Consider the following 20242-nt stretch of genomic DNA (forward strand, 5'->3'; position numbering starts at 1 on the left):
ATGATAATAGTAATTTCTGAGACAAAAATTTTCGCTGATGATTACACACACATTTTCATTAGGAGGGAATAACTTGGTTACTGTCTATGAACATGTTTTTCATTGGGAGGATTACTTAAAGTTGGGTAAAAGGAGGTTTATCAGAAAGAAAGAACATATTTATACTCAGGGAACAAATGGGGATGGGTTTTATTTTCTTCATAAAGGTCTTGTCAAAATTGTTACTGTAACAGCAACTGAGAAAGAAAGAGTCTTAAATATTGTGATCCCTAATCAGCTTTTAGGAGTTCAATCATTAGACCAAAAAAAACATTTTACGACTGCTGTGGCGGTAAAAGATTCCGTTGTCTATCACTTCTCATCTGAGGAATTCAGAGATTTCATGGTTCAATATCCGGATTTAAATCAGCTTTTTTCAAAAAGTGTCATACACAAAATGAAGATTCTTTTAGATCGGATAAATATGAATGCGCTTACATCCGAACAGAGGGTTGCATTGCTTCTTCAGAATGTTTGTGATGAATTCAAAAATTACGAAATACCACTATCACAACAGGATCTCTCCAGTTGTACTGGTTTAACTAGAATAACAGTGTATAAGGTTTTAAAAGAATGGAAAGAGAAGGGCATTATAGACACAGACAATAAAAAATATTACATAAAAAAACCAGATTTCCTAAGAAACCTAGTCAAGCAGTCATATTAATCATTATCGATGATAGCTTTTAATTTATTCATATCCTTAATAAGGATTTGCCTGTTTATTAATGTTATGTAATTTGCTTTTTTCCATTTTTGAATCACTTTATTTACAGTAATCCTTGAAGCCCCAATATATTTGGAAAATGCAGTCTGATTCATGGATACCTTCCCGTTTTCTTCTGCCAATTTGATAAGATAATAGGCCATCTGGTGTTCAACAGGACTATCCATGAAGGTGATTATATCTGCTAGCGTCCGGAATTTATAAATAAGAGAATCGGTATAAATTTCAGCTGCATTAGAATGCTTTTTACAAATAGTAGTGTAGACATCATCAGAGAAGAAATAGATTTCAGAGGGAAGTATGGTAATCGCACTTGTAAGATATTGTTCGCCTTGAATTCCATGTTCACCAAATAGCATGCCTGAGGGAACTATATTGATAATACGCTCATCTCCTTTATCAGATAGGAGGGTAATCTTTATTTCACCTTTACGTAAATAATAGAAGCCTTTACCTTTTTCACCCTGGCGATAAATCACCTTATTCTTATCTGCGTTAAATAATTGACCATAATGCAAATACGGCTCCCACCTATTGCGGAGCTTATTCATGTGCTCACCTTCTTTATGAATATTTTATAACTCAATTAATCAGGTGTATGTTTTATTGCTGCAAATCTATTAATTAATAATAAATATAACATTTATCTATATTTCTAAACAATCACTTCATCTAGCGGGATAAAAATAAAAACCCCTTCCAAAAAGAAGAGGATTAAAACGAAACTAAATATCCTGGAATTGCAGCGGGATATCCTCATTATTGCTTGCAATTAAACTTTCGATACTCTTTGTCACCTTCGTCGTATAACTGAAATCCCCATAGCAATATGGGTAGCGGAAGTTATTTTTGTCGCCACCGCAGTTATAAATCTGCGGATTCTTTTCCGCCTGGGCAAGAGAAAATTCTTTTGCAATCTCCTCGCTATGCTTCCCGCCCTTCTGGGATACATAATCAATATATCCGATTCCCATATTATAAGCCTGAATAATGGTTGGAAAATCTACCTTTTTGTTATTGCCGTAGTCTAAAGCGCGCTTAAAATGCTTAACACCTTGTTTGATGCTCTGTTCCGGATCCTGAATGGAGTTAGGCGGCAGTCCTGCTGATTCGGAGGCCTGCATGGGGTCCCCGCCTTTCCCTTTGCTTTCCTGCTGCATGATCGCTGCCAGAACGAGTGTGTATTCTTCGAGATTGACCTCTTTCAATTCCATTTCAAGTAAAGGCGTGTAATTCTGGACGTCTTTAGATACCAAATTTGGCAGCAAAGAAACTGAAGTTTCCCTTATATTAATCTGCTTGAATTGATCAAATAAGACGAAAATCAAAACCATAAAAAATAACAGTAAGGCTATATTTGAACTGCGTTTTATACGCTTTTTGCTTTTTCTGCGCTTCATTGCTGCACTCCCGGTTTCTCTATTATTATTTCAGATTATTATTATAGCAGAAAATACTGATATTTTAATAGAAAAGCTCCTTTAGAGAAGCTGGAAAATACTTTATAGATATTGTTGGATTTTTATTTGTTATTTCTACTCATAACCATAATTCCTCCCTCTTCCTCCAGTGGCTTTATGACTGCCGACATATCCTGCTCGCTTAGTCCTTTCTCTGCTGCTGTTTGGAATGCTTTTTCCGCCATCTGCCCTGTGAATTGATTAAGTCCTGCTTCCTGCATTAGCTGGTTGGCAAGCCGGACATCCTTGTGAACGTATTTCACTGCCCCACCTGGTGTGAAATGGCGGTCGAATACGTATTGTTCCATATGCCTGCGGAGGATTCGGCTGTCGCCATAGCTTGCCTTCAATACATTAAAAAGCTGTTCAGAGTCCAATCCATAAGCAGCTCCGGTGACCATTGCCTCTGATGCAGCCAGCGAGTGGACAGCAACAAGATACTGATTAATCAGCTTGGCAATGCTGCCTGACCCCGAAGGGCCCATATATTCTATAGTTTCACCGAGCACATCAAGTACCGGCTTAACTTTCTGAAAGGCCATTTCCCCGCCGCCAGCCATGATCGTTAAAGTGCCATTTTCGGCCCCTTCTGGTCCGCCGCTGACAGGACAGTCAAGATAACTGATTTCTTTTGCACCTGCTATCCCATAGATGGTTTTACTCGTATCTGCCCCTACAGAAGTAAGGTCAATGCATATCGTTCCTGGCTTGGCATTGTCAATGATTCCTTCTTTACTCATATAAACGGCCATAACATCTTGAGGCATCGAAAGACACGTGCATATAATTTCACATTGTTTGGAAAGCGCACTTACTGTTTCTTCATAAATCGCTCCATTTTCTATGAGTGGCTTTACTTTTTGGAATGTCCGGTTATGTACTGCCACTTGAAAACCATGGCCTAGCAGCCGCCGGGCCATTCTGGAGCCCATCACGCCTGTTCCAATAAACCCGATCTTCATGAGGTCACCTCTTTCAGCCAAGCAAGGCTGTCAGCGCTTTTGCCTTGCGGATTGTATTCAAGACCAATAATGCCTTTATAGTGTTTCTGCAAATATAGGAGGATCTCTTTATAGTTCATTTCTCCCGTCCCCGGCTCATGTCTGCCCGGATTGTCTGCAATCTGTACATGTGAAACCAGCTCAGCATATTTTTGAAAAAAAGAAAGAGCCTGGCCATGAATTCTTTCAATATGATAAAAGTCGAATTGCAGCTTCACATTCGGCAAGTCGACACTATTAATTATCTCTTCAGCCTGCCGGATATCATTTAAGAAATAGTCAGGCATGTCGAATGAATTGATTGGCTCAATTAATAAGTTAATTCCGTGCTTAGACATTGCATTGCCCGCAAAAGAGAGATTCTCAATAAAAACATTCTGATTATTACTCGAGTGTACCCCCGCCATGCAATGAATCTTCTTTACCCCAAGGCCTTTCGCATAACGGATCCCGATTTCAACTGATTTCCTGAATTCTTCTATGCGATTGGGGTCTGCAGCGAGTCCCCTGTCCCCTTCTTCCCAGTGACCGGGAGGCAGGTTACTTAAAACCATTGTTAAATCATTGAGCTTAAGCTCATTTCTTACTTCTTCTATTGTATATGCATATGGAAATTGACATTCTACAAGATCAAAACCAGCTTCACGGGCTTTTTTGAAACGGTCTAAAAAAGGAACTTCAGTAAAAACGGTTGATAGATTGACAGAAAAATTGTTCATGATAGCCTCCTTGAATAGGATTGTCATAAAGTGAAACTTTAATCAGTGGGGGTTTTCCTTATCCCCCACTGATTTTTAATCGCGTTCTAGTGTCGCTAAAATCTACGCTAGCGATCGATCAATCGACACAACGAACACGATTGGTTCAACTAAGCCTCTGAGTCTTGAAGTGGGGGTCTTACTGCCCGTTAGACTGCGATAAATAAAAATAGTCTTTCTATTAAATTGTTGTTTTTGGATATATATTAAGCCAGTTAATTTCGCACGACACACTTGCTGCCTGGGGGATTTGCAGCTCCCTTAATAGGAACTTAAACAAGATGGGAATTTCAATATTCCCCATTTTTATTAAGACAAATTACATGAAAGATTCTGTTATACTTTAATTCGATAAAAGTGAAGAGAATCCTTTTTAGTCTTTTATATAGAAAAAGCCTGCTCCTAATACTTTTTGAGCAGACTTTTTATAAAATTACTTATTAACATTTTCTAAAAATCGATCTGTTATCTCATCCCAATTATCAAGGAATGAGTCGCGATTTAGGCTATCGAGCTCTAAGAATAAATCACGCGCCTCCTGATCCACTGTCAAAAAATAATCCCGGTAATGATCATCATATCTTAAGAAAATATCTGTATCAATTTTTTCTTGATCATTCAAATAATTTACAGCTGATTGGAGATTTTTGTGTTCCCTGTTCATCTTTTCCTGCTCTGTCTTGTGCCAATCGTTCAACTGTGATTGTACAGTATTAAACAGATTATTAATGGCTGCATTGGTGTCTTCATGCCATTCAGACCAAACTTTAGCCATTTCCGCTGTCCTGTTAAATTCAGATTTTAGATCCTGCTCATTTTGAACGTTCACAAACTGGCCATTGGCGGCCTTTGCCATTTCCTTTAATTGATTAAGGCCCTCATTGTCTACCTGGTAGCCAATGATATTGACAACAGGCTTAAGGTTGGATGCACCAAGGCTTTCCATAACTTTAACAGGATCTCCTCCGCATGTTTCAATCCCGTCGCTGACTATGTAGATTATGTTAGTATTATTCTCTCCATCCAATTCTTTTAAATTGTCCATCACCTGCTCGGCCGCTTTAGCCATAGGTGTCCACCCTGCAGGCTTAAACTGATTTAATGAGCTTGAAAATTCAACGGGGTTATAAGCTGAAAGCGGATAAACTTCTTCAACCTTCCTGCAGGACTTTTCTTTATCCTTTTCCTGCCCTGTGCCTACATGTCCATAAACACTAAGAGAGACATTAGCTTCTTGCGGCAAACTCTCAACAAATTGCTGAATGGCCTCTTTGGCTAAATCCATTCTTGTCCGCCCGTTCTCGATTGCACCCATACTGCCACTAGAATCCAGCAATATAGCCACATTATAATTTCCCTTAACCTGTGGACCTTGCGCCCCGGCACTTGGGTCAGCAAACTTCATTGCTTCCCATTGGTCAATTGGCAAATGAGGCAAATTTAGATTTTCTTTAAACAGCGCAAATATTTCCTGTTCCATTGCCTCTATTTCTTCCTCTGACGAATCCTTATTAATTTCAGAAAGCTCATTAAGCTTCTTTTTTGCCTCTTCTGAAAACTCTTCTCCTGCAAATTCTCCTGTCATGTCATATTCTGCAGATTCTTTAAAAGACTTGGGAATGGAAGGATAATTTTTTACAGTTTGCTGAGAATCTTCTCCCTCATCCCCTTCCATATTTTCAGCTGATTTGTTTTGATCAGACTCCTTTTTATCGTCCTTATTCTCTTCAGCTGAACTGCATGCAATAAGAAATACTGCAGAAAGAATAATAGTTACGACTAGCAGTAATGCTCTTTTCATAGTACCCTCCTTCTTATCTTCAATATCTTCAATCATTTTACCATGACATGGAATCTATGAAATTATTTTTATAAAATAAAAAAACTGCTCTAATTTGAGCAGCCCTCTCAAGAAAATTATTCGAGTTCAACAATCATTTCTATCTCAACAGGGGCCCCGCCCGGCAGTGAAGCCAATCCCACTGCTTTACGTGCATGTCCATTTTCCTTGCCGAAAATATCATGCAGCAGTTCTGAAGATGCATTTATGACGATCGGATGATATTTAAAGTCACTTGTTGAGGCAACATATCCATCCATTTTGATGATTCTTTTCACTTTATTTAAATCTCCAATGATTCCTTTAAGGGCTGCCAGCAAATTCAGGGTACAAATTCGTGCCGCATCCTTTGCTTCTTCGATCGAAATGCCTGCCCCGACAATTCCGGTATACTTCTGGAGACCATTTACTCTGGGTGTTTGCCCGGATAAATAAACAATCTTTCCTGAGATAACGCCCGGTTCAAAAGGCATTCGGATATCAGTCAATTCAGGGAGCTGGATATTCAGCTCTTCCAGTCTTTCTTCAATTCCTTTTTTTACCCCTTCCATCACTATGCCTCCTGGGAAACACTTTGTTTTAATGAAGAATAAAGTTGTTTAGTGAATTTAAATGAGCGGTGAGTATAATACACTTTGGCGAAAGCATGATTTTCACAAAGTGAGCATTTAATTTCATAAGGAGCTTTTCGAATATGAGGAGTTTTTAATATTTGCATGGCTTCTTTTAAATGACTGCTGCAAACCCACATAATTTCACCTTCTTCTATATTATTTGAAATTTATTTTGCATTCTGTAACGTACAGAAGCTAAGTTCCTTCATTACAGAATGCAGTCTTCGGGATCTCATTTTCCTGTAGAGACGGCTTGCTTCAATTTATCCGGCTTTCTCTTTTTAACCTGATCTGTTACTTTATCATCCCAGGAAATGGAAATATCCCCGTTTGTTACAAACGTCTGGCATCCTAAACGGTAGCCTTTTTCCAGCCACTCTTCTCCCAGCTTTCTTCTTTCCTGGATTTTCACGTTATCCAGATATTCGGACCCTTCTTCCGTTTTAAAAACACATGTGCCGCAAATTCCCCCGCCGCAGCGATTTGGCAGATCACCGTCATAGCGGAGCGACATTCTTAATATATTAGAATCCTCAGGCACTTCCAGAGTTTTGTTGCTGTTGACAAAATGGATGTTTGGCATGAATGAATTCCTCCCTGTGATTTCGCTTCTTAGTTCTTGGTATACAATATACCACATTAACAATATTCAGACAATACTAAACTTTTAAATATTTCTTAGTTTTTAACAGTCCCTCTCTTTTTAATTCGGTTCACATAGGCCATGTATGCCCTTTTCGAATTCTCAATATGAATTCTCATCAGGTATTCCGCTATTTCGGCATCTTTGTCGCGAAGTGCTTTCATAATATCGATATGTTCCTTTAATGAGTCCTTTCTTCTCCCAGGTGTTTCATATCCCATATTGGCGGCCATGTGAATGAAATCGATCAAGCCTGATAGGATTTCATATAGCTTTGGGCTCTTGGATGCCTTATTAATCAGCCTGTTCATCTGAATATGTTCAGAATTGAAGTTTTCTTCATCCTTTTCACTTAGCTCAATTAGTTCCTTAATCTTGTGATCCAGTTCTTGTTGTGTACCTGTATCCATTCTTTGCGCTGCCAACTTTACAGCCAGCACCTCAAGAGAAGAAAGGATGGTAAAGACCTCCAATACTTCATCCTCTGAGATATTGGAGATGACAACCCCTTTTCTGGGAACTGTTTTCACGAAGCCCTGCGATTCCAGCCTGAATAACGCTTCACGGATCGGTGTTCGGCTGATGTTAAGTTTGGCTGCAAGTTCTCTTTCTACCAGTCTGTCTCCTGCCTGGTATTCTCCTTCTAAAATAAGTTTTTTCAGATACAAATACGCATGTTCGCGTATAGATATTAAGTTGGTTTCCTCCCATGTTTTTTCCATTGTTTCACCGCCTGTTTAAGATAAAAAGATCCCTCCATAAAATAAAGCTCCGAATATAACAAGAGAAGGATGAACCTTGAATTTGATTAAAGTTAAATAGCTGACAGCTGCAAGAAGCATAAGGTGAAGCATTCCGCTTTTTTCGAAGGCTGACATAAAGAACTGATAAGCCATGACAGCCAGAAGGACAGCAATGACCGGCTGTACAGATTTGGTCATTAATTTCACTTTAGGGGAATCTTTAAATAAATTCACAAACTTAAACAGCACAATCACTGCCAAAGCGGACGGCAGGATGGTTGCGGCTAATGCCACTGCCGCACCCAATACTCCGCCTAGTTCATAGCCAATAAAACCAGCCATTTTCGTTGCTATTGGACCCGGCAGCGCATTTGCTATGGCGAGTACATCCCCAAATTCAGAGAGTGTCATCCAGCCATTGTTATTGACTACTTCAATTTGTATGAGGGGAATTGTTGCTGGCCCCCCGCCGTAACCCAATAAATTCGCTATAAAAAATGCACAAAAGATTTCCCAATAGATCATGAACTTTTCTCCCTTACTGGCATGTACTCTTCAGCTGCCTTTTTATTCGCCTGTTCTTTCCGATGGGCAATATAAAAAGCAGTACTTAAGACGATTGCAATTAAAATACCGGGATGCCACTCCAAAAATTGCACAAAAATTAATGACACTGCGGCCAATATAAGGTTTTTAGGCAATCCTAAGCCCTGGCTGCCTTTCTGGTAAAAACGGTACGCCATTTCTGCCAGCATAAAACCGATGACAGGTGTCACTCCCTGCACCATTCCGCTGACAATCGGGGACTGGCGGAAGGAGTATAAAACCCCGAGTAATGCAATCATGGCGATAATGGATGGAAGAATATGCGTTAGTATGGCTACAGTGGCACCCAAGCTGCCTTTGACTTTATAGCCGATATAGGCAGCCATCTTCGTTGCAATCGGTCCGGGCAATGTATTGGCCAGCGCCAGAGTCTCTCCAAATTCCTCCTCAGTCATCCACTTATATTTCTTGACTGCTTCAAATTCGATCAGCGGTATTGTCGAAGGACCTCCTCCATACCCTGTCACACCGGTACGTGCAAATCCAACCGCCAATTCAAGATAAGGCTTCATGCGATCCTCCCCTTTTATAGGTGCTTTTGACTGAAGAAGGACCTCATTCCGCTATCTATTTATAACGAATGAGGTCCCTTTCTATTATTTTTTAATATCTGCTTCTGTTACAACTTCATAGCCGTCTTTTTCCAGGTAAGTTTGAAGGGCTTTTAGTGCAGCAGTCCCTACAGCGGTATCCTGCTCGCCGTTTCCTCCGCTGATGCCGATTCCGCCTACAACTTCACCATTTACCACAATTGGGAACCCACCGACAAACACAGCAAATTTGCCATCAAGCATATGCTGGATGCCAAATGCTTCATTGCCAGGCAGGGCAGGCCCGTTCGGTTCTTTATTGAATAGGTGGGTGGAGCGTTTGTGGCCGGCGGCAGTGTATGCCTTAGCAATCGCAATTTCCGGGCCGGTGATTCTTGCTCCATTCATGCGCTCAAGGGCAATGACACTTCCGCCGTCATCGACAATCGCAATCGTTTCGAACACATTTATTTCAGCAGATTTTTCCTTTGCTGCTTCAATCATCAATTTTGCTTCTTCCAGTTCAAGTTTTAAAGCAGTTTTCATTTTTCATTCTCCTTTAGTTTTAGTACCCGATATAAACGGTTTTTACTTGAGTGAAAAATTCCAGGCCGACTCTTCCCGACTCCCGGAACGTTGCTGTGCTGGATTGCTTTAATCCGCCAAATGGGGCATTGATTAAGTTTCCGGTCGTAGTCCGGTTTACTTTTACCGTGCCCGCCTGAATATCTTTTGTAAACTGGCTGGCTGTTTTTAAGTTATTTGTCACGATGGAAGCAGATAATCCGTAGTCAACGTCATTCGCAACCGCAATGGCTTCTTCATATGTATCTGCCTCGATCACGGCAATAACCGGTCCGAAAATCTCTTCCTTGGCAATACGGTGATTCGGTTTAACATTCGTAAAAATGGCCGGCTGAACAAAATATCCTTTTTCATATTGGCCTTCAGTCAGCTGTTCACCGCCATATACAAGATCTGCACCGTCTTCTTTTCCAAACTCAATATACTTCAGAACATTGTTCAGCTGCTTTTCATTTGCCAGCGGACCAATTTTAACTCCATTTTCAAAACCGTTTCCTATTTTAAGAGCACTTGTTTTTTCAATCAATTTGTTTACAAATGCTTCCTTTACTTCCTTCATCACAATGACTCTGCTTGTTCCAGTGCAGGCTTGCCCTGTTAAAGAAAACCCGCCATTTACTGTTAATGTAGCCGCCAGTTCAAGGTCAGCATCTTCCATAACTAAAAGCGGATTTTTGCCGCCAAGCTCCATTTGAGTTCGGGTGGTGAAAGAGCTCTTGCTGTGGATATCCTCACCTGCAGCTGTCGAACCAGTGAATGTAACAGCTTTGACGGCAGGATGGGTGACTAATAAATCACCTACATCAGAAGCCTTCCCTGTAACAAAGTTTAAGACCCCTTTTGGAATACCTGCCTCGTGCAGTGCTTCTACAAGCCGGACAGCAATCAGAGGGGTATCTGATGAAGGTTTGAACACAACTGTGTTTCCTGAAATTAATGCTGGGGCAATTTTTCTCGCCGCTATAGAGATTGGAAAGTTCCATGGCGTTATGACACTTACAACGCCGAGCGGTTCTCTTTCCGTTGAAACTCTCATATTGGGATCATCATTAGGGAAGGTTTCACCTGTAAAGCTTTGTCCCTCAACCGCATAATAACGAAGCGTCTGTGCAGAACGGAGCACTTCATTTTTTGCATCACTGACATGCTTCCCTTCTTCTCTTGTCAGTTCTTCTGCAAATTGGGCGGCATTTTCTTCAAGGTATGCTGCTGCTTTGTTTAAAATGGCTGCACGCTTGGATGGAGCTGTCTTTGCCCAGCCAGGGAATGCTTCCTTCGCGGCTTCAATCGCCAGCTTGACATCTGTTTCATTGGATGCCTGAAAAACGCCGACGACATCTTCAGTATTTGCCGGGTTAACACTATAAAACTTCTTTTGGCTCCCTGATTCCTGCCATTCACCATTAATATAATTATGGAAAGTTTCTACTTTTGTTGTAATCAAATGAAATCACCTTACTCTCTGTTTATTTCTCCCTTTACTGCGCCAAATTCTCTGGTTATAGAAAGGGCCGCCACATAGACCTCGTATGACAAGATTTAGTGTGACGGCCTGGATAATAGATATTATTTTGCTTCTACTAAAGAGCCAAGATCCTGTTCAAGATATTCTCTCCATAGGCCATCCATGTACATGCGGCGCATCTTCGCACCTGTGCGAACTACTTCCAGACAGCGCTGCTGCAGTTCTGGAGTGTCGGCATGATCTAAAACAATCTTATAGCCGCGTTCTCCATGGATTTCATCGGATACGATATGAAGATCGAAGAATTCAATTTCTTCATCAGTGAATCCGTATTGTGCACGAAGAGCAGGAGTCTGCTTTCGATAAATGTCCGGTACCTGTGATTCTAACCCAACAACAAGAGCGGCAGTAGCCACAACGAAGTTTTCACGGGCCGCAACTGCATAACACCAGCTTTGCAGGCCTAATGTTGTAGCTGCCATGTTTTCTGGATTGATTACGCGTTCACGAGTCGTTCCACATGCTTCTGCAAAACGAATCAGCAGGTCTGTATGGCGGTCAGCCGCAATTTCTTCTTCATACATATTTTGAAGTGTGAAATCTTTTGCTGCTTCAAACTTCGGATCGGTTGGAGTGTTGTGGTAGATATACGCTAAGTAGTCTGCAAAAGGCCCTACATAGTGGTAATGGTTTTCAGCCCATCTTGCAAAATGCTTTCTTTCCAGTTTTCCTTCAGCCCAAGCTACAGTGAATGGAGCTTTCTGACTGTGGTTTCCTTTAATGGCTTCCTCTAGTTCTTTGCGAAATTCATCTTTAGATAATAATTCTGGCATGTGTAAACTCCTCCTCGAAAATTATGTAGCCTATCGGCATTTGATATTTTGTATACCAAACTCACTTTAAAAAATAATAGGCTGCTAATATACGGCCTATTAATCTTGTTTTTTTGGTCTTTGGTATACCTTAATGAAATCATAACCTATTCTTTTTCAAATGTAAACACAATTTTTAGAATTTTTTAAAGATTATTTTTTCTCGGTTGCTAGTTTGATAGATTTAATAAGAAAGCTCTTTTTTCAGATCAAGCAGTTCGGAAAGCTCCTGAGTAAGATTATCCAGGGCTTCTTCTACAATTTGTTCTCCTATTTCCCTGCTCCCTCTGCGTCCATCACCTATACAGCCGTTGCCAGTCATTTCTTCGTAAAAATAAAATCCCTGGACTGCCTTCCCCGGACGCAACTTTTCCCATCTGCCGCCCTTCTTGATTTCTCCTTTTTCCAAAAGTTCCTCTCTTACCAGTTCCGGAGCCAGATACAGAGCTTCAGATACTTCCCTTTCGCAGCTGTGCCCAAATAGAGGGGATTTAACATATTTCCCGATAGATTCCCTGGCAGAGGCTGTGGTCTTTGCATAGTAGACTTCTACTTCTAATTCCTTTGTGATAGTCATTGCTGCGAGATTCAGTGTAGATTGGTTTCCGCCATGGGAATTCAAAAATAGAAACTTCTTGATGCCATGCTGTTTCAGCGAAGAGACCATATCTTTCAGAACAGCAATCAAAGTAGACGGCTGAAGGCTGATTGTACCGGGAAAATGAATATGGTGTTCAGAAACACCCATGTTAACAGTTGGCGTGATAATCGCATAGGGAAACATTCTTTGCCCCAGTTTAGTCGCCATTCTTTCTGCAAGCACGGCATCGCAGCTTTCCTCCATATGAGGGCCGTGCTGCTCATGTGCTCCAACAGGAATAATAGCAAATTCTGCAGTTTCTAAGGATTTCTCAACTTCCTTCCACGTCATCTTGGTAAGATCATAACATTTCATTTTCTTTATACCCCGCTTGTTTTCGGTATTTTGTATACCTTGAATTGGCAAAAATAAAAATACTATTTTGTAATAGCTGCTGTTGTTTTCTTGGGAGGTTTTACAGAGATATTTTCCTGGGATATTTCTATATCGCTTTGAATAGTCATCTGGCAGGTTAACCGGTACCCTTCTTTCACTTTATCGCCAAGCATTTTTTCTTCCTTCCAATTTGGCGGTCCGAGATCATCTCCCGCGTCTAATACGATACAAGTGCATTTTGTGCACCTTCCCATCCCACACCCATATTTTAATTCCGGAAACTGGCGAATCCCTGCCAAAACAACCAAATTGGCATTATCCTTAACCTGCTTCTCCACTATCATTCCATCCACATGTAGCGTAACCTTCGGCATACCATTACCCCTTTCAGTTTATTCTAAAAATTTAGATACTTTTTCAAAGTATACAATTTTTCTTGAAGATTAGCAAATTTGTTTTTTTTAGTTGGAAAGGATCGTATGTATGGTGTTTTTAACCGAATAATTAAAAAATTTAGAATATATCATTGTATCTTTTGAAATTTTAGTATAAAATACATTTAAAGTTTGTGGTATACAATATTCCAAAAGAAAGGGAGGTATGCTGCCTAATTACATATTTATTATTTATATTTGAAAATCTAAAATAAAAAAGGAGTGTTTTAATTGGGTAAATACATTGTATTAACAAATAAAGATACTTTCCAGACTATTCTTGAAAACGAAGGTTTAAAGGTGGTTGAGACGTATCATTTCTATTTTTTCGAAAATCTGAAGGCTAAATACACTATTGCAGAAGTTTTGGATGAGAATATGAAAATACAACTATATGAAGAATATGAAGGAAAAGAGTATGTAAATCATATCGGTGTAAAATTCTTTGAACGTTTTGAAACGCTGGAAGCAGCGAGAGAGGAATTGGATGAAATTGTAAAGGCATCCGGCAACAGTGAAGACTCCATTCATTCGAAGCTGGTTAAATCTGATGAAGTAGCAATATAAGAAATTTTTTTAAACCCGGAGGAAGCCGATCTTCTTCCGGGTTTGCTGTTCACACATATAAAAGAAAAAAACCGCCAAAGCATGGCGGCAAAATTAGAATTTTAATGTTCTCCTTAAACGGGCTAATTTTCTTTCAGTTTTCTCAATTGCATATTTGGATCCAAATAGAAAATGGAACATCGGGGCAGCCTCCTTTTTTTCTTTTACCTGTTATCATTATTATATGATGGATTTTTTAAATTTACAATAAAATTGTATACCAAATACCAAAATAAATGAACATTTGTGACTGATTTTTGAACAAATAGATAAAAAACGAGGATTTGGTATACAATTTAAGTTTGAATTCAATTAAATGAGGGTGTCTGATATGCTAAGAGTTTTATTTATGGCAGTGATCACATTATATTTGCTGTCCACCTTGCTTCCGCAGTGGAATATTGATTCTCTCCTTTCTATCTTGTGTTTTATCATCGTCGTTTTGACATTCCGGCTGACAAAGAAATTTGTTCAGATTCTCGGGGGAGTTTTCCTGACTTTTGGTGCAGTCCTGCTCTGGACAAGCAACTCAGAGTGGCAGCAGTATATTTTTGCTTTTGGACCAATGCTTGATTTGCTTACCATGTTTACTTTAATACCCATTTTGGGGATTCCTGTTAAACTGGGACGATACGGGGAAGGTATCCAGGCTATCATTCAAAAACGTGTAAAAACATCTGGTCATTTGTATATGATGACTTCTGGAATCTCTTACTTTTTCAGTATTTTCATGAATCTTGCCACCCTGCCCATGACCTATTATTCCATCAGGCCGGCTTTGGGGAGCTTCCCGGTAAGGAATAAGGAGCGGTTCATGAGCAGGGCCATATCCAGAGGGTTTGCGATGCCTTTAATTTGGGCACCTGTAACTCCTATTGTGGGAATTGTGATAACGATGACGGGGGTCAGTTGGGGGTCCATCCTCCCTTATGTCATTCCGCTGAGCATATTTGGATTAGCAATGGATTGGTTTATTGGATCCCGTCAGTCTCAGCCAATGAAACTCCCGCACTCTTCAGAAGAATCTGTTCATGAAACAGCTGCAGCCCTGGAAGTGACCAATGACGACCGCCCGGGCAGGGTTTTTCAAATCCTGGTGGCAATCGCTATTTTTAATGTCCTCGTATCCCTTGCAGAGACACAAGTTTCGTTGCCATTCTTAATTCTTGTTTCACTAATCGTCATTCCATTTGCTTTCAGCTGGTCCCTTTTGTTACGTAAAGGAAAAGAATTTGGCCATCAGCTGTCAGATCATTTCAATTCCTTCGCTATGAGTATGAAAGATCAATTTTTTATCTTTTTATCAACAGGCTTTTTTATCTCAGCGATTAATATTTCGAAGGCAAATGAACTTCTTTTTGACTGGATTGCAGCTTTTATAAGTGTAGCCGGAGTCGAGATTTTCCTGATTCTCCTGCCTTTGATTCCTTTAGGGCTGGCCTTTCTGGGCCTCCATCCAGCCGTTTCCCTGGCATTGATGATTGAAGGAGTAAACCCGGATGCCATCGGAATTTCTCCTCATATCCTGACAGTCGCCATGCTGTCCGGGGCGGTTTCCGCCTTCTTAGTAGGTCCATATAATGCAACTCTTGGTCTCATGTCTAACATTATCAAAGTCGATTCCTACAAAGTCTCCAGCTGGAATCTTCCTTTTGCGGCAGTATATGTTGCCTGCGTAATGTTCTATTTGTTTTTGCTGGAAAGATTGCTCTAATAGGAAAAGCTGCTGAAAATTAATCAGCAGCTTTTTTATTAGATTCCTGTATTTCCTTCACAATCTCTTTTGCAAAATGCCCCAAAGTGCCTTCGCTGTAAGACCGGATGACTTCTGGTGCCAGAGAAGTCAGCGCCCTTTTAACATAGGCTGGGTGATACCCTTTTCCTGTTAAATCATTCTCAATTTCAACAGCCGTTTTGACAGCATAATAGGTTGCCAGTTTATTTATTTCTGCTACTCTCTCTTCACTGTCTTTTATGATTTCCCCTACTGGTCTGAATAGGTCCTGGACAGGAGCGGGGAGATGGTCCTCAGTAATAAATAATCCCTTTCCATTCTCCATTAAGTCTCTTGAATGCCCCATGTATTTCAACCCAAACACTTTACAGGAAGGGAACCTTTCTTTAATTTCTTTCGTTAGAAGCGCGGTCGCCATATTAATGAAGGTAATCGAAGAATTCTCTGGAATTATGCTATCCATAAAAGAAATCACTTTTCCAGCCGGCAATGCGAGCAGAATAATATCTAAATGTCTCAACTCGTTAACAGTCACAGGATTTGCGTTAGGATACCTTTCAGCAAATTGTTCTGCCTTTGACCTGTCGGGATGAAAAATACCTATTGAAAAGTTTGATTGATGCCAGTGAGTCATCATCGCCGCACCTAACTTACCTATACCTGCTAAGCCAATTTTCAAAATAATATCACTCCTGTCTTTATAAAAGGCTCTTTTCGTATAAATTATTATTTTTCACCTATTAATGTAGCCCGTTGATTTCCGCTACAGGATGCTCGCTTTCCGCGGGGCAGGCGGTGAGCCTCCTCTACGCTGCACGTCTGCGGGGTCTCACCTGTCCCGCTACTCCCGCAGGAGTCTCGCACCTTCCGCTCCAATCAACGCAGTAAATAATATACATATAGCAACAAACCTTGCGAAAACAGCCTTATAAAAAAAGCTATCCCCTTAGTTAGTTTATTCTAACCTTGCAGGATAGCCTTGTTTTTTTCAAGCTTACTGTTTTACCAGATTAATATGGCAATTAATGTTGCGATAAATAAACTCGCGACAACCGGAATAAAGTTTTTCCTGGCCAGCTCCAGCGGTGAAATCTGCAGGAATCCTGCTACTGCGACAAGCGAAGACCAGGCAACAATCGTTCCTCCACCCCAGATGGCACCCATTTGTCCGATGGCTGCTAATGTAGAAGGATCAATATGGCTTCCACTTGCTAATGCACCCGATAAGGCACCTGTTAACGGCAGCCCGGAAAAACCGGAACCATCTAAGCCAGTGATCAGACCGACAATTAAGAGGCCAAATCCTGCAATAAAGGCGTTCTCAGGAATATAAGCCTGGCCTGCCTGTATCATATCAAATAAAAAAGCAGGTTTGGCAGCGCTTTCATCCAACGATAAAATTGTGCCGGTAAAGTCTGAGCTTCCCATAAAGAAGAATCCTGCTATTGGAATTACCGGAGCCATCGCTCTGAAGGCAAACACGAAGCCTTCCGTTAAATGCTCGCTTATCTTATCTAAAGCATGGATGCGATTAAATGCCACAGTGGCAAGCACCAATAAAAGAGTCGCAACACCGCCAATAAAAGCAGCTCCATCTGTTCCTTCAAAGCCTGACCCACCTGTTATTTTGGTTGAGAACATATAAATCATAACACCCAGCATCGATAAAGGCACTAATACAGCAAAAACCTTGCCCCATGTATTTTTTCTCTGAATGATTTCAGCACTTTCTTCAGCCGTAGCAGCAAGCTCATTCGCTACACCAAAAAAAGCAGCATCTTCAGGGTTTAGAGAGGAGTCATGGTTCCCATTTTTCACGATTGATTTTCTATGCGCCACATAAACATAGGTCAATGCAAGTACACCTGTAATGACGGAAAGAACCAGTGTCTTATCCGCAACCATCGCTTTATCAATTCCAGCTGCTTTAGCACTGAGCATCGGTGCTACCTGCATGATATAGTCTGATGACAATGCCATTCCCTGACCAGCAATGACAATAACCATGGCTGCCGTCATTACAGGCAGCCCAGCTCTGACTGCTGCGGGTACAAGCAGGGCACAGATAAGCGGGACAGCAGGTGTTGGCCAGAAAAAGAGAGAAATTACATAGGTTGTAACCATTAATACTAAATAGGAAATATGCCCATTCACCATAACCTTCTCAATCGGACCAATAAGCCTTTTGTCAGCTCCCAAATCCTTCAATGAATTAAGAAGCGCGATCATGAGAGAAATGATTAAGAATATACTGAATAACTCTTTTGCTGCGAGGAGATTAGCATTAAATACAGCCTGAAAGCCAGCGATCAGACTGCCTTTATAAATAACTGCCACAAAGAAAGTTCCAATAATAACCGGCAGGACAACGCCTCTTCTAAAAAGCATCGTTGCGATGACAGACACAGTAACAATTGCATAGACCCAGTGAGCAAATGTTAACTCCATATATTCCCCTCCGTTTTTCGTTATAAAATTAACTCCCTATAAAAGATTGCAAAAGACAGATTGCAGGAGGCATTCTGTTTATCTATGGCTGACTATGTAATACCCCGACATTAGACTTCACGAGAAGAGCTTGTAACATTTCCCAAATAGAATACAGCATTTGGTGGATTGTATACCAAGTTAGTCGAAAAACAAAAAAGCGCTATTCATGGATGACTTGATTATCTGCTAATACACCGCTTTTATCATACTATATCAATCTCTTATGCTCTCTAAATGTGCAGCCCCCTTCGAAATGCATTCATGGTCGAGAACACCCGGACTATAACCACCTCTCCTTTTCACTATTTTTAACTTGTATACTATAATAACACTAAAAATATCTATTGTGCAAATAATTTTGAAAATTTTGATGTTTTAATATTTTCTATAAAATTTATTGCTCTCTTAATCGTTTTAGATTAAATTCTATGATAAAATTGCATAAAGTATATCGTATACCAAATTCTATACGGTTTTAGGGGGAATCCCAAGAAGGAGTGATATAATGCTTAAAGCTGGAATTATCGGTTATGGAACACTGGGGAAAACCATAGCGGAATTAATAGAAGCCGGCCATGCTGGTAACGTAGAGTTAAAGTCTGTGCTGGTTAGAAGTTATAAAGGTGCAGAGGATGCTGACAAACATGCAAACGCCCTTACGTCAGATGAAGGTGATTTTTTTAATGAAGATTTAGATATAATCATAGAGTCAGCAGGACATCAGGCATTGCATAAGTTCGGGGAGAAAGTGCTGGCAAATGGAAGCCATCTTGTGGTGCTTTCTGTTGGAGCATTAGGAGACACCGGTTTTTATGAAAAACTGAAGGCTGTGGCCAAACAGCATAACCGGCAGATCTTTGTCCCCTCTGCAGCTATAGCCGGCCTGGACCGGATTGCAGCGGGAGCATTGGGTGAGATTGAAGAAATCACCTTAATTACAAGAAAGCATCCCCGCAGCTGGAGAGGTACGATCGCGGAAGAAAAAGTGGATTTACATACACTGTCTGAACCATTCTGTATTTATGAAGGAAATGCCCGGGAGTCATCCAGGCTGTTTCCGCAGAGCGTGAATGTTTCAGCAGCCCTTAGCCTTGCAGGAGTCGGCTTTGAAGCAACAAAGGTGAAGGTGTATGCTGATCCGACTATCCAATCAAACACACATACCATCAAGGCTAAGGGTTATTTCGGCGAAGTGGAGATATCTGTTTCGAATGTTCCTTATGAGGAAAATCCAAAATCCAGTCCCATTGTCGCCATGAGTGTGGCTAAGGTTTTAAAAAATTTAACTTCATCATTTGTGATTGGAGTCTAATAAAAAATAAGAAAGAGCTTCTGCTCTTTCTTATTTTTTATTTTCACTCTGCTGAACAGCTTCAATGTATGCTTTTTTTGAATTTTCAATATGTATTTTGGTCAGGTATTCAGCCATTTCCATTTCTTTGTTGACAATGGCTTCCATGATTTTTAAATGCTCCTCCATGGACTGCTTTGCCCTGCCGGGATTTTTATGCCCGATTTTGGCAAATGCTCGAATATAATCGGATAACCCGCTCAGCATCTCATATAGCTTCACATTTTTGGCGGAGCTATATAGGAGATGGTTGAGCTCCCTATGTAATTCAGCAACATCCTCTTCAGGATTATTAAGGTATTCCTTGACCTTTATTATGCTTCCTGCGAACTTGCTTTCCATTTCATCATCCAGCTTCTGGACGGCTAATTTTGCTGCCAGTACTTCAAGTGATGATAAAATGGTAAACACTTCGATAATTTCCTTTTCAGAAATATCGGCAACGATTACACCTTTTCTTGGAACTGTCTTAACAAATCCTTGTGATTCCAGGCGGAATAGCGCTTCGCGAATTGGCGTCCTGCTGATATTTAACCGCTCAGCAAGTTCCCGTTCAACCAGCCGGTCTCCCGCTTTAAATTCCCCGTCCAAAATAAGATCCTTAATATGCAGATAAACCCTCTCGCGTATCGAGATCAGATTATCTTCCGTCCAGTTATTAACCATTCCTTTCCCTCTTTCTCTCTTTAGTATCCATACTGCCCATTATAACTTACCTGTAAGGGTAACAGCAATTTTTTCCTGATGTACCAAGGAGTTCAACTTAA

At 40.6% G+C, this 20242-nt stretch carries 22 protein-coding genes; 4 read left to right on the forward strand and 18 right to left on the reverse strand.

Translation table 11 applies throughout. The features are described from left to right. The first annotated feature begins 73 nt into the window (after nt 1-73). Complete coding sequence (locus tag LLY41_RS13865; protein WP_304585659.1) at nt 74-706, forward strand: Crp/Fnr family transcriptional regulator; 633 nt, start codon at nt 74-76, stop codon at nt 704-706. Here LLY41_RS13865 and LLY41_RS13870 read toward each other — a convergent pair. The 15 genes from LLY41_RS13870 to LLY41_RS13940 form a co-directional block, all read right to left on the reverse strand. Continuing rightward, nucleotides 703-1317: a Crp/Fnr family transcriptional regulator gene (locus LLY41_RS13870; protein WP_095242544.1), complete on the reverse strand. Its 615-nt coding sequence runs from the start codon at nt 1315-1317 to the stop codon at nt 703-705. The two genes, LLY41_RS13865 and LLY41_RS13870, sit on opposite strands and share 4 nt — an antisense overlap. Nucleotides 1318-1491: 174 nt before the next feature. Further along, nucleotides 1492-2166 (reverse strand): lysozyme family protein, encoded by a 675-nt coding sequence (locus tag LLY41_RS13875; protein WP_304585660.1) that lies wholly within the window; start codon nt 2164-2166, stop codon nt 1492-1494. 122 nt (nt 2167-2288) lie between these two features. Then, nucleotides 2289-3188, reverse strand: a complete 900-nt coding sequence (locus LLY41_RS13880) for an NAD(P)-dependent oxidoreductase (protein WP_095242542.1) — start codon at nt 3186-3188, stop codon at nt 2289-2291. Beyond that, the gene (locus LLY41_RS13885) at nt 3185-3946 is read right to left on the reverse strand and encodes a hydroxypyruvate isomerase family protein (RefSeq protein WP_304585661.1); all 762 of its coding nucleotides are present in this window, start codon (nt 3944-3946) and stop codon (nt 3185-3187) included. The genes LLY41_RS13880 and LLY41_RS13885 overlap by 4 nt, the downstream gene beginning before the upstream one ends. Before the next feature lie 472 nt (nt 3947-4418). After that, nucleotides 4419-5786, reverse strand: a complete 1368-nt coding sequence (locus LLY41_RS13890) for a vWA domain-containing protein (protein ID WP_304585662.1) — start codon at nt 5784-5786, stop codon at nt 4419-4421. A 116-nt stretch (nt 5787-5902) separates the two neighbouring features. Continuing rightward, a complete protein-coding gene (locus tag LLY41_RS13895; RefSeq protein ID WP_095242538.1) occupies nt 5903-6376 on the reverse strand; it encodes a RidA family protein in 474 nt (157 codons plus the stop codon). Between the two features lie 295 nt (nt 6377-6671). Beyond that, on the reverse strand, nt 6672-7022 hold the full coding sequence (locus LLY41_RS13900; RefSeq protein ID WP_095242536.1) for a 2Fe-2S iron-sulfur cluster-binding protein: 351 nt from the start codon (nt 7020-7022) through the stop codon (nt 6672-6674). Between the two features lie 95 nt (nt 7023-7117). Then, nucleotides 7118-7804 (reverse strand): GntR family transcriptional regulator, encoded by a 687-nt coding sequence (locus LLY41_RS13905; protein ID WP_095242535.1) that lies wholly within the window; start codon nt 7802-7804, stop codon nt 7118-7120. A gap of 15 nt (nt 7805-7819) precedes the next feature. After that, entirely contained in the window at nt 7820-8350 is a 531-nt protein-coding gene (locus LLY41_RS13910) for a chromate transporter (protein WP_304585663.1), read from the reverse strand. Next, nucleotides 8347-8943: a chromate transporter gene (locus tag LLY41_RS13915; protein WP_304585664.1), complete on the reverse strand. Its 597-nt coding sequence runs from the start codon at nt 8941-8943 to the stop codon at nt 8347-8349. Before LLY41_RS13915 ends, LLY41_RS13910 begins: the two co-directional genes overlap by 4 nt. A gap of 84 nt (nt 8944-9027) precedes the next feature. Further along, nucleotides 9028-9507, reverse strand: a complete 480-nt coding sequence (locus LLY41_RS13920) for a GlcG/HbpS family heme-binding protein (RefSeq protein ID WP_304585665.1) — start codon at nt 9505-9507, stop codon at nt 9028-9030. Between the two features lie 19 nt (nt 9508-9526). Continuing rightward, complete coding sequence (locus LLY41_RS13925; RefSeq protein ID WP_304585666.1) at nt 9527-10990, reverse strand: aldehyde dehydrogenase family protein; 1464 nt, start codon at nt 10988-10990, stop codon at nt 9527-9529. 122 nt (nt 10991-11112) lie between these two features. Then, nucleotides 11113-11844, reverse strand: a complete 732-nt coding sequence (locus LLY41_RS13930; RefSeq protein ID WP_095242530.1) for an iron-containing redox enzyme family protein — start codon at nt 11842-11844, stop codon at nt 11113-11115. Between the two features lie 223 nt (nt 11845-12067). Continuing rightward, entirely contained in the window at nt 12068-12838 is a 771-nt protein-coding gene (locus LLY41_RS13935) for a creatininase family protein (RefSeq protein ID WP_095242529.1), read from the reverse strand. Nucleotides 12839-12900: 62 nt separating this feature from the next. Further along, on the reverse strand, nt 12901-13233 hold the full coding sequence (locus LLY41_RS13940) for a 2Fe-2S iron-sulfur cluster-binding protein (protein ID WP_304585667.1): 333 nt from the start codon (nt 13231-13233) through the stop codon (nt 12901-12903). Nucleotides 13234-13524: 291 nt separating this feature from the next. Here LLY41_RS13940 and LLY41_RS13945 point away from each other — a divergent pair, with 291 nt between their 5' ends. Together LLY41_RS13945 and LLY41_RS13950 are read left to right on the forward strand one after the other, a co-directional pair. Beyond that, on the forward strand, nt 13525-13860 hold the full coding sequence (locus LLY41_RS13945) for a hypothetical protein (RefSeq protein WP_095242527.1): 336 nt from the start codon (nt 13525-13527) through the stop codon (nt 13858-13860). A 388-nt stretch (nt 13861-14248) separates the two neighbouring features. After that, on the forward strand, nt 14249-15613 hold the full coding sequence (locus LLY41_RS13950; protein ID WP_286136758.1) for a hypothetical protein: 1365 nt from the start codon (nt 14249-14251) through the stop codon (nt 15611-15613). Between the two features lie 19 nt (nt 15614-15632). On the opposite strand, the gene LLY41_RS13955 is transcribed toward LLY41_RS13950, so the two are convergent. Both LLY41_RS13955 and LLY41_RS13960 read right to left on the reverse strand, forming a co-directional pair. After that, complete coding sequence (locus tag LLY41_RS13955) at nt 15633-16313, reverse strand: NAD(P)-binding domain-containing protein (protein WP_095242525.1); 681 nt, start codon at nt 16311-16313, stop codon at nt 15633-15635. Nucleotides 16314-16636: 323 nt separating this feature from the next. Continuing rightward, complete coding sequence (locus LLY41_RS13960; protein WP_095242520.1) at nt 16637-18082, reverse strand: hypothetical protein; 1446 nt, start codon at nt 18080-18082, stop codon at nt 16637-16639. 547 nt (nt 18083-18629) lie between these two features. On the opposite strand from LLY41_RS13960, the gene nadX reads away from it, so the two are divergent. Then, nucleotides 18630-19436, forward strand: a complete 807-nt coding sequence (gene nadX, locus LLY41_RS13965; protein WP_304585668.1) for an aspartate dehydrogenase — start codon at nt 18630-18632, stop codon at nt 19434-19436. Between the two features lie 30 nt (nt 19437-19466). On the opposite strand, the gene LLY41_RS13970 is transcribed toward nadX, so the two are convergent. Beyond that, nucleotides 19467-20141: a GntR family transcriptional regulator gene (locus LLY41_RS13970; RefSeq protein ID WP_304585669.1), complete on the reverse strand. Its 675-nt coding sequence runs from the start codon at nt 20139-20141 to the stop codon at nt 19467-19469. Nucleotides 20142-20242 lie beyond the last annotated feature (101 nt).

The organism is Cytobacillus firmus (genome assembly GCF_023612095.1).
GTDB lineage: Bacteria > Bacillota > Bacilli > Bacillales > Cytobacillaceae > Cytobacillus.

Coding starts and splice junctions, on each gene's coding strand:
- LLY41_RS13915 (WP_304585664.1), bottom strand. CDS start 8,943: ATGAAGCCTTATCTTGAATTGGCGGTTGGATTTGCACGTACCGGTGTG.
- LLY41_RS13970 (WP_304585669.1), bottom strand. CDS start 20,141: ATGGTTAATAACTGGACGGAAGATAATCTGATCTCGATACGCGAGAGG.
- LLY41_RS13935 (WP_095242529.1), bottom strand. CDS start 12,838: ATGAAATGTTATGATCTTACCAAGATGACGTGGAAGGAAGTTGAGAAA.
- LLY41_RS13920 (WP_304585665.1), bottom strand. CDS start 9,507: ATGAAAACTGCTTTAAAACTTGAACTGGAAGAAGCAAAATTGATGATT.
- LLY41_RS13960 (WP_095242520.1), bottom strand. CDS start 18,082: ATGGAGTTAACATTTGCTCACTGGGTCTATGCAATTGTTACTGTGTCT.
- LLY41_RS13940 (WP_304585667.1), bottom strand. CDS start 13,233: ATGCCGAAGGTTACGCTACATGTGGATGGAATGATAGTGGAGAAGCAG.
- LLY41_RS13880 (WP_095242542.1), bottom strand. CDS start 3,188: ATGAAGATCGGGTTTATTGGAACAGGCGTGATGGGCTCCAGAATGGCC.
- LLY41_RS13905 (WP_095242535.1), bottom strand. CDS start 7,804: ATGGAAAAAACATGGGAGGAAACCAACTTAATATCTATACGCGAACAT.
- LLY41_RS13885 (WP_304585661.1), bottom strand. CDS start 3,946: ATGAACAATTTTTCTGTCAATCTATCAACCGTTTTTACTGAAGTTCCT.
- LLY41_RS13910 (WP_304585663.1), bottom strand. CDS start 8,350: ATGATCTATTGGGAAATCTTTTGTGCATTTTTTATAGCGAATTTATTG.
- LLY41_RS13890 (WP_304585662.1), bottom strand. CDS start 5,786: ATGAAAAGAGCATTACTGCTAGTCGTAACTATTATTCTTTCTGCAGTA.
- LLY41_RS13900 (WP_095242536.1), bottom strand. CDS start 7,022: ATGCCAAACATCCATTTTGTCAACAGCAACAAAACTCTGGAAGTGCCT.
- LLY41_RS13950 (WP_286136758.1), top strand. CDS start 14,249: ATGGCAGTGATCACATTATATTTGCTGTCCACCTTGCTTCCGCAGTGG.
- nadX (WP_304585668.1), top strand. CDS start 18,630: ATGCTTAAAGCTGGAATTATCGGTTATGGAACACTGGGGAAAACCATA.
- LLY41_RS13875 (WP_304585660.1), bottom strand. CDS start 2,166: ATGAAGCGCAGAAAAAGCAAAAAGCGTATAAAACGCAGTTCAAATATA.
- LLY41_RS13870 (WP_095242544.1), bottom strand. CDS start 1,317: ATGAATAAGCTCCGCAATAGGTGGGAGCCGTATTTGCATTATGGTCAA.
- LLY41_RS13895 (WP_095242538.1), bottom strand. CDS start 6,376: ATGGAAGGGGTAAAAAAAGGAATTGAAGAAAGACTGGAAGAGCTGAAT.
- LLY41_RS13930 (WP_095242530.1), bottom strand. CDS start 11,844: ATGCCAGAATTATTATCTAAAGATGAATTTCGCAAAGAACTAGAGGAA.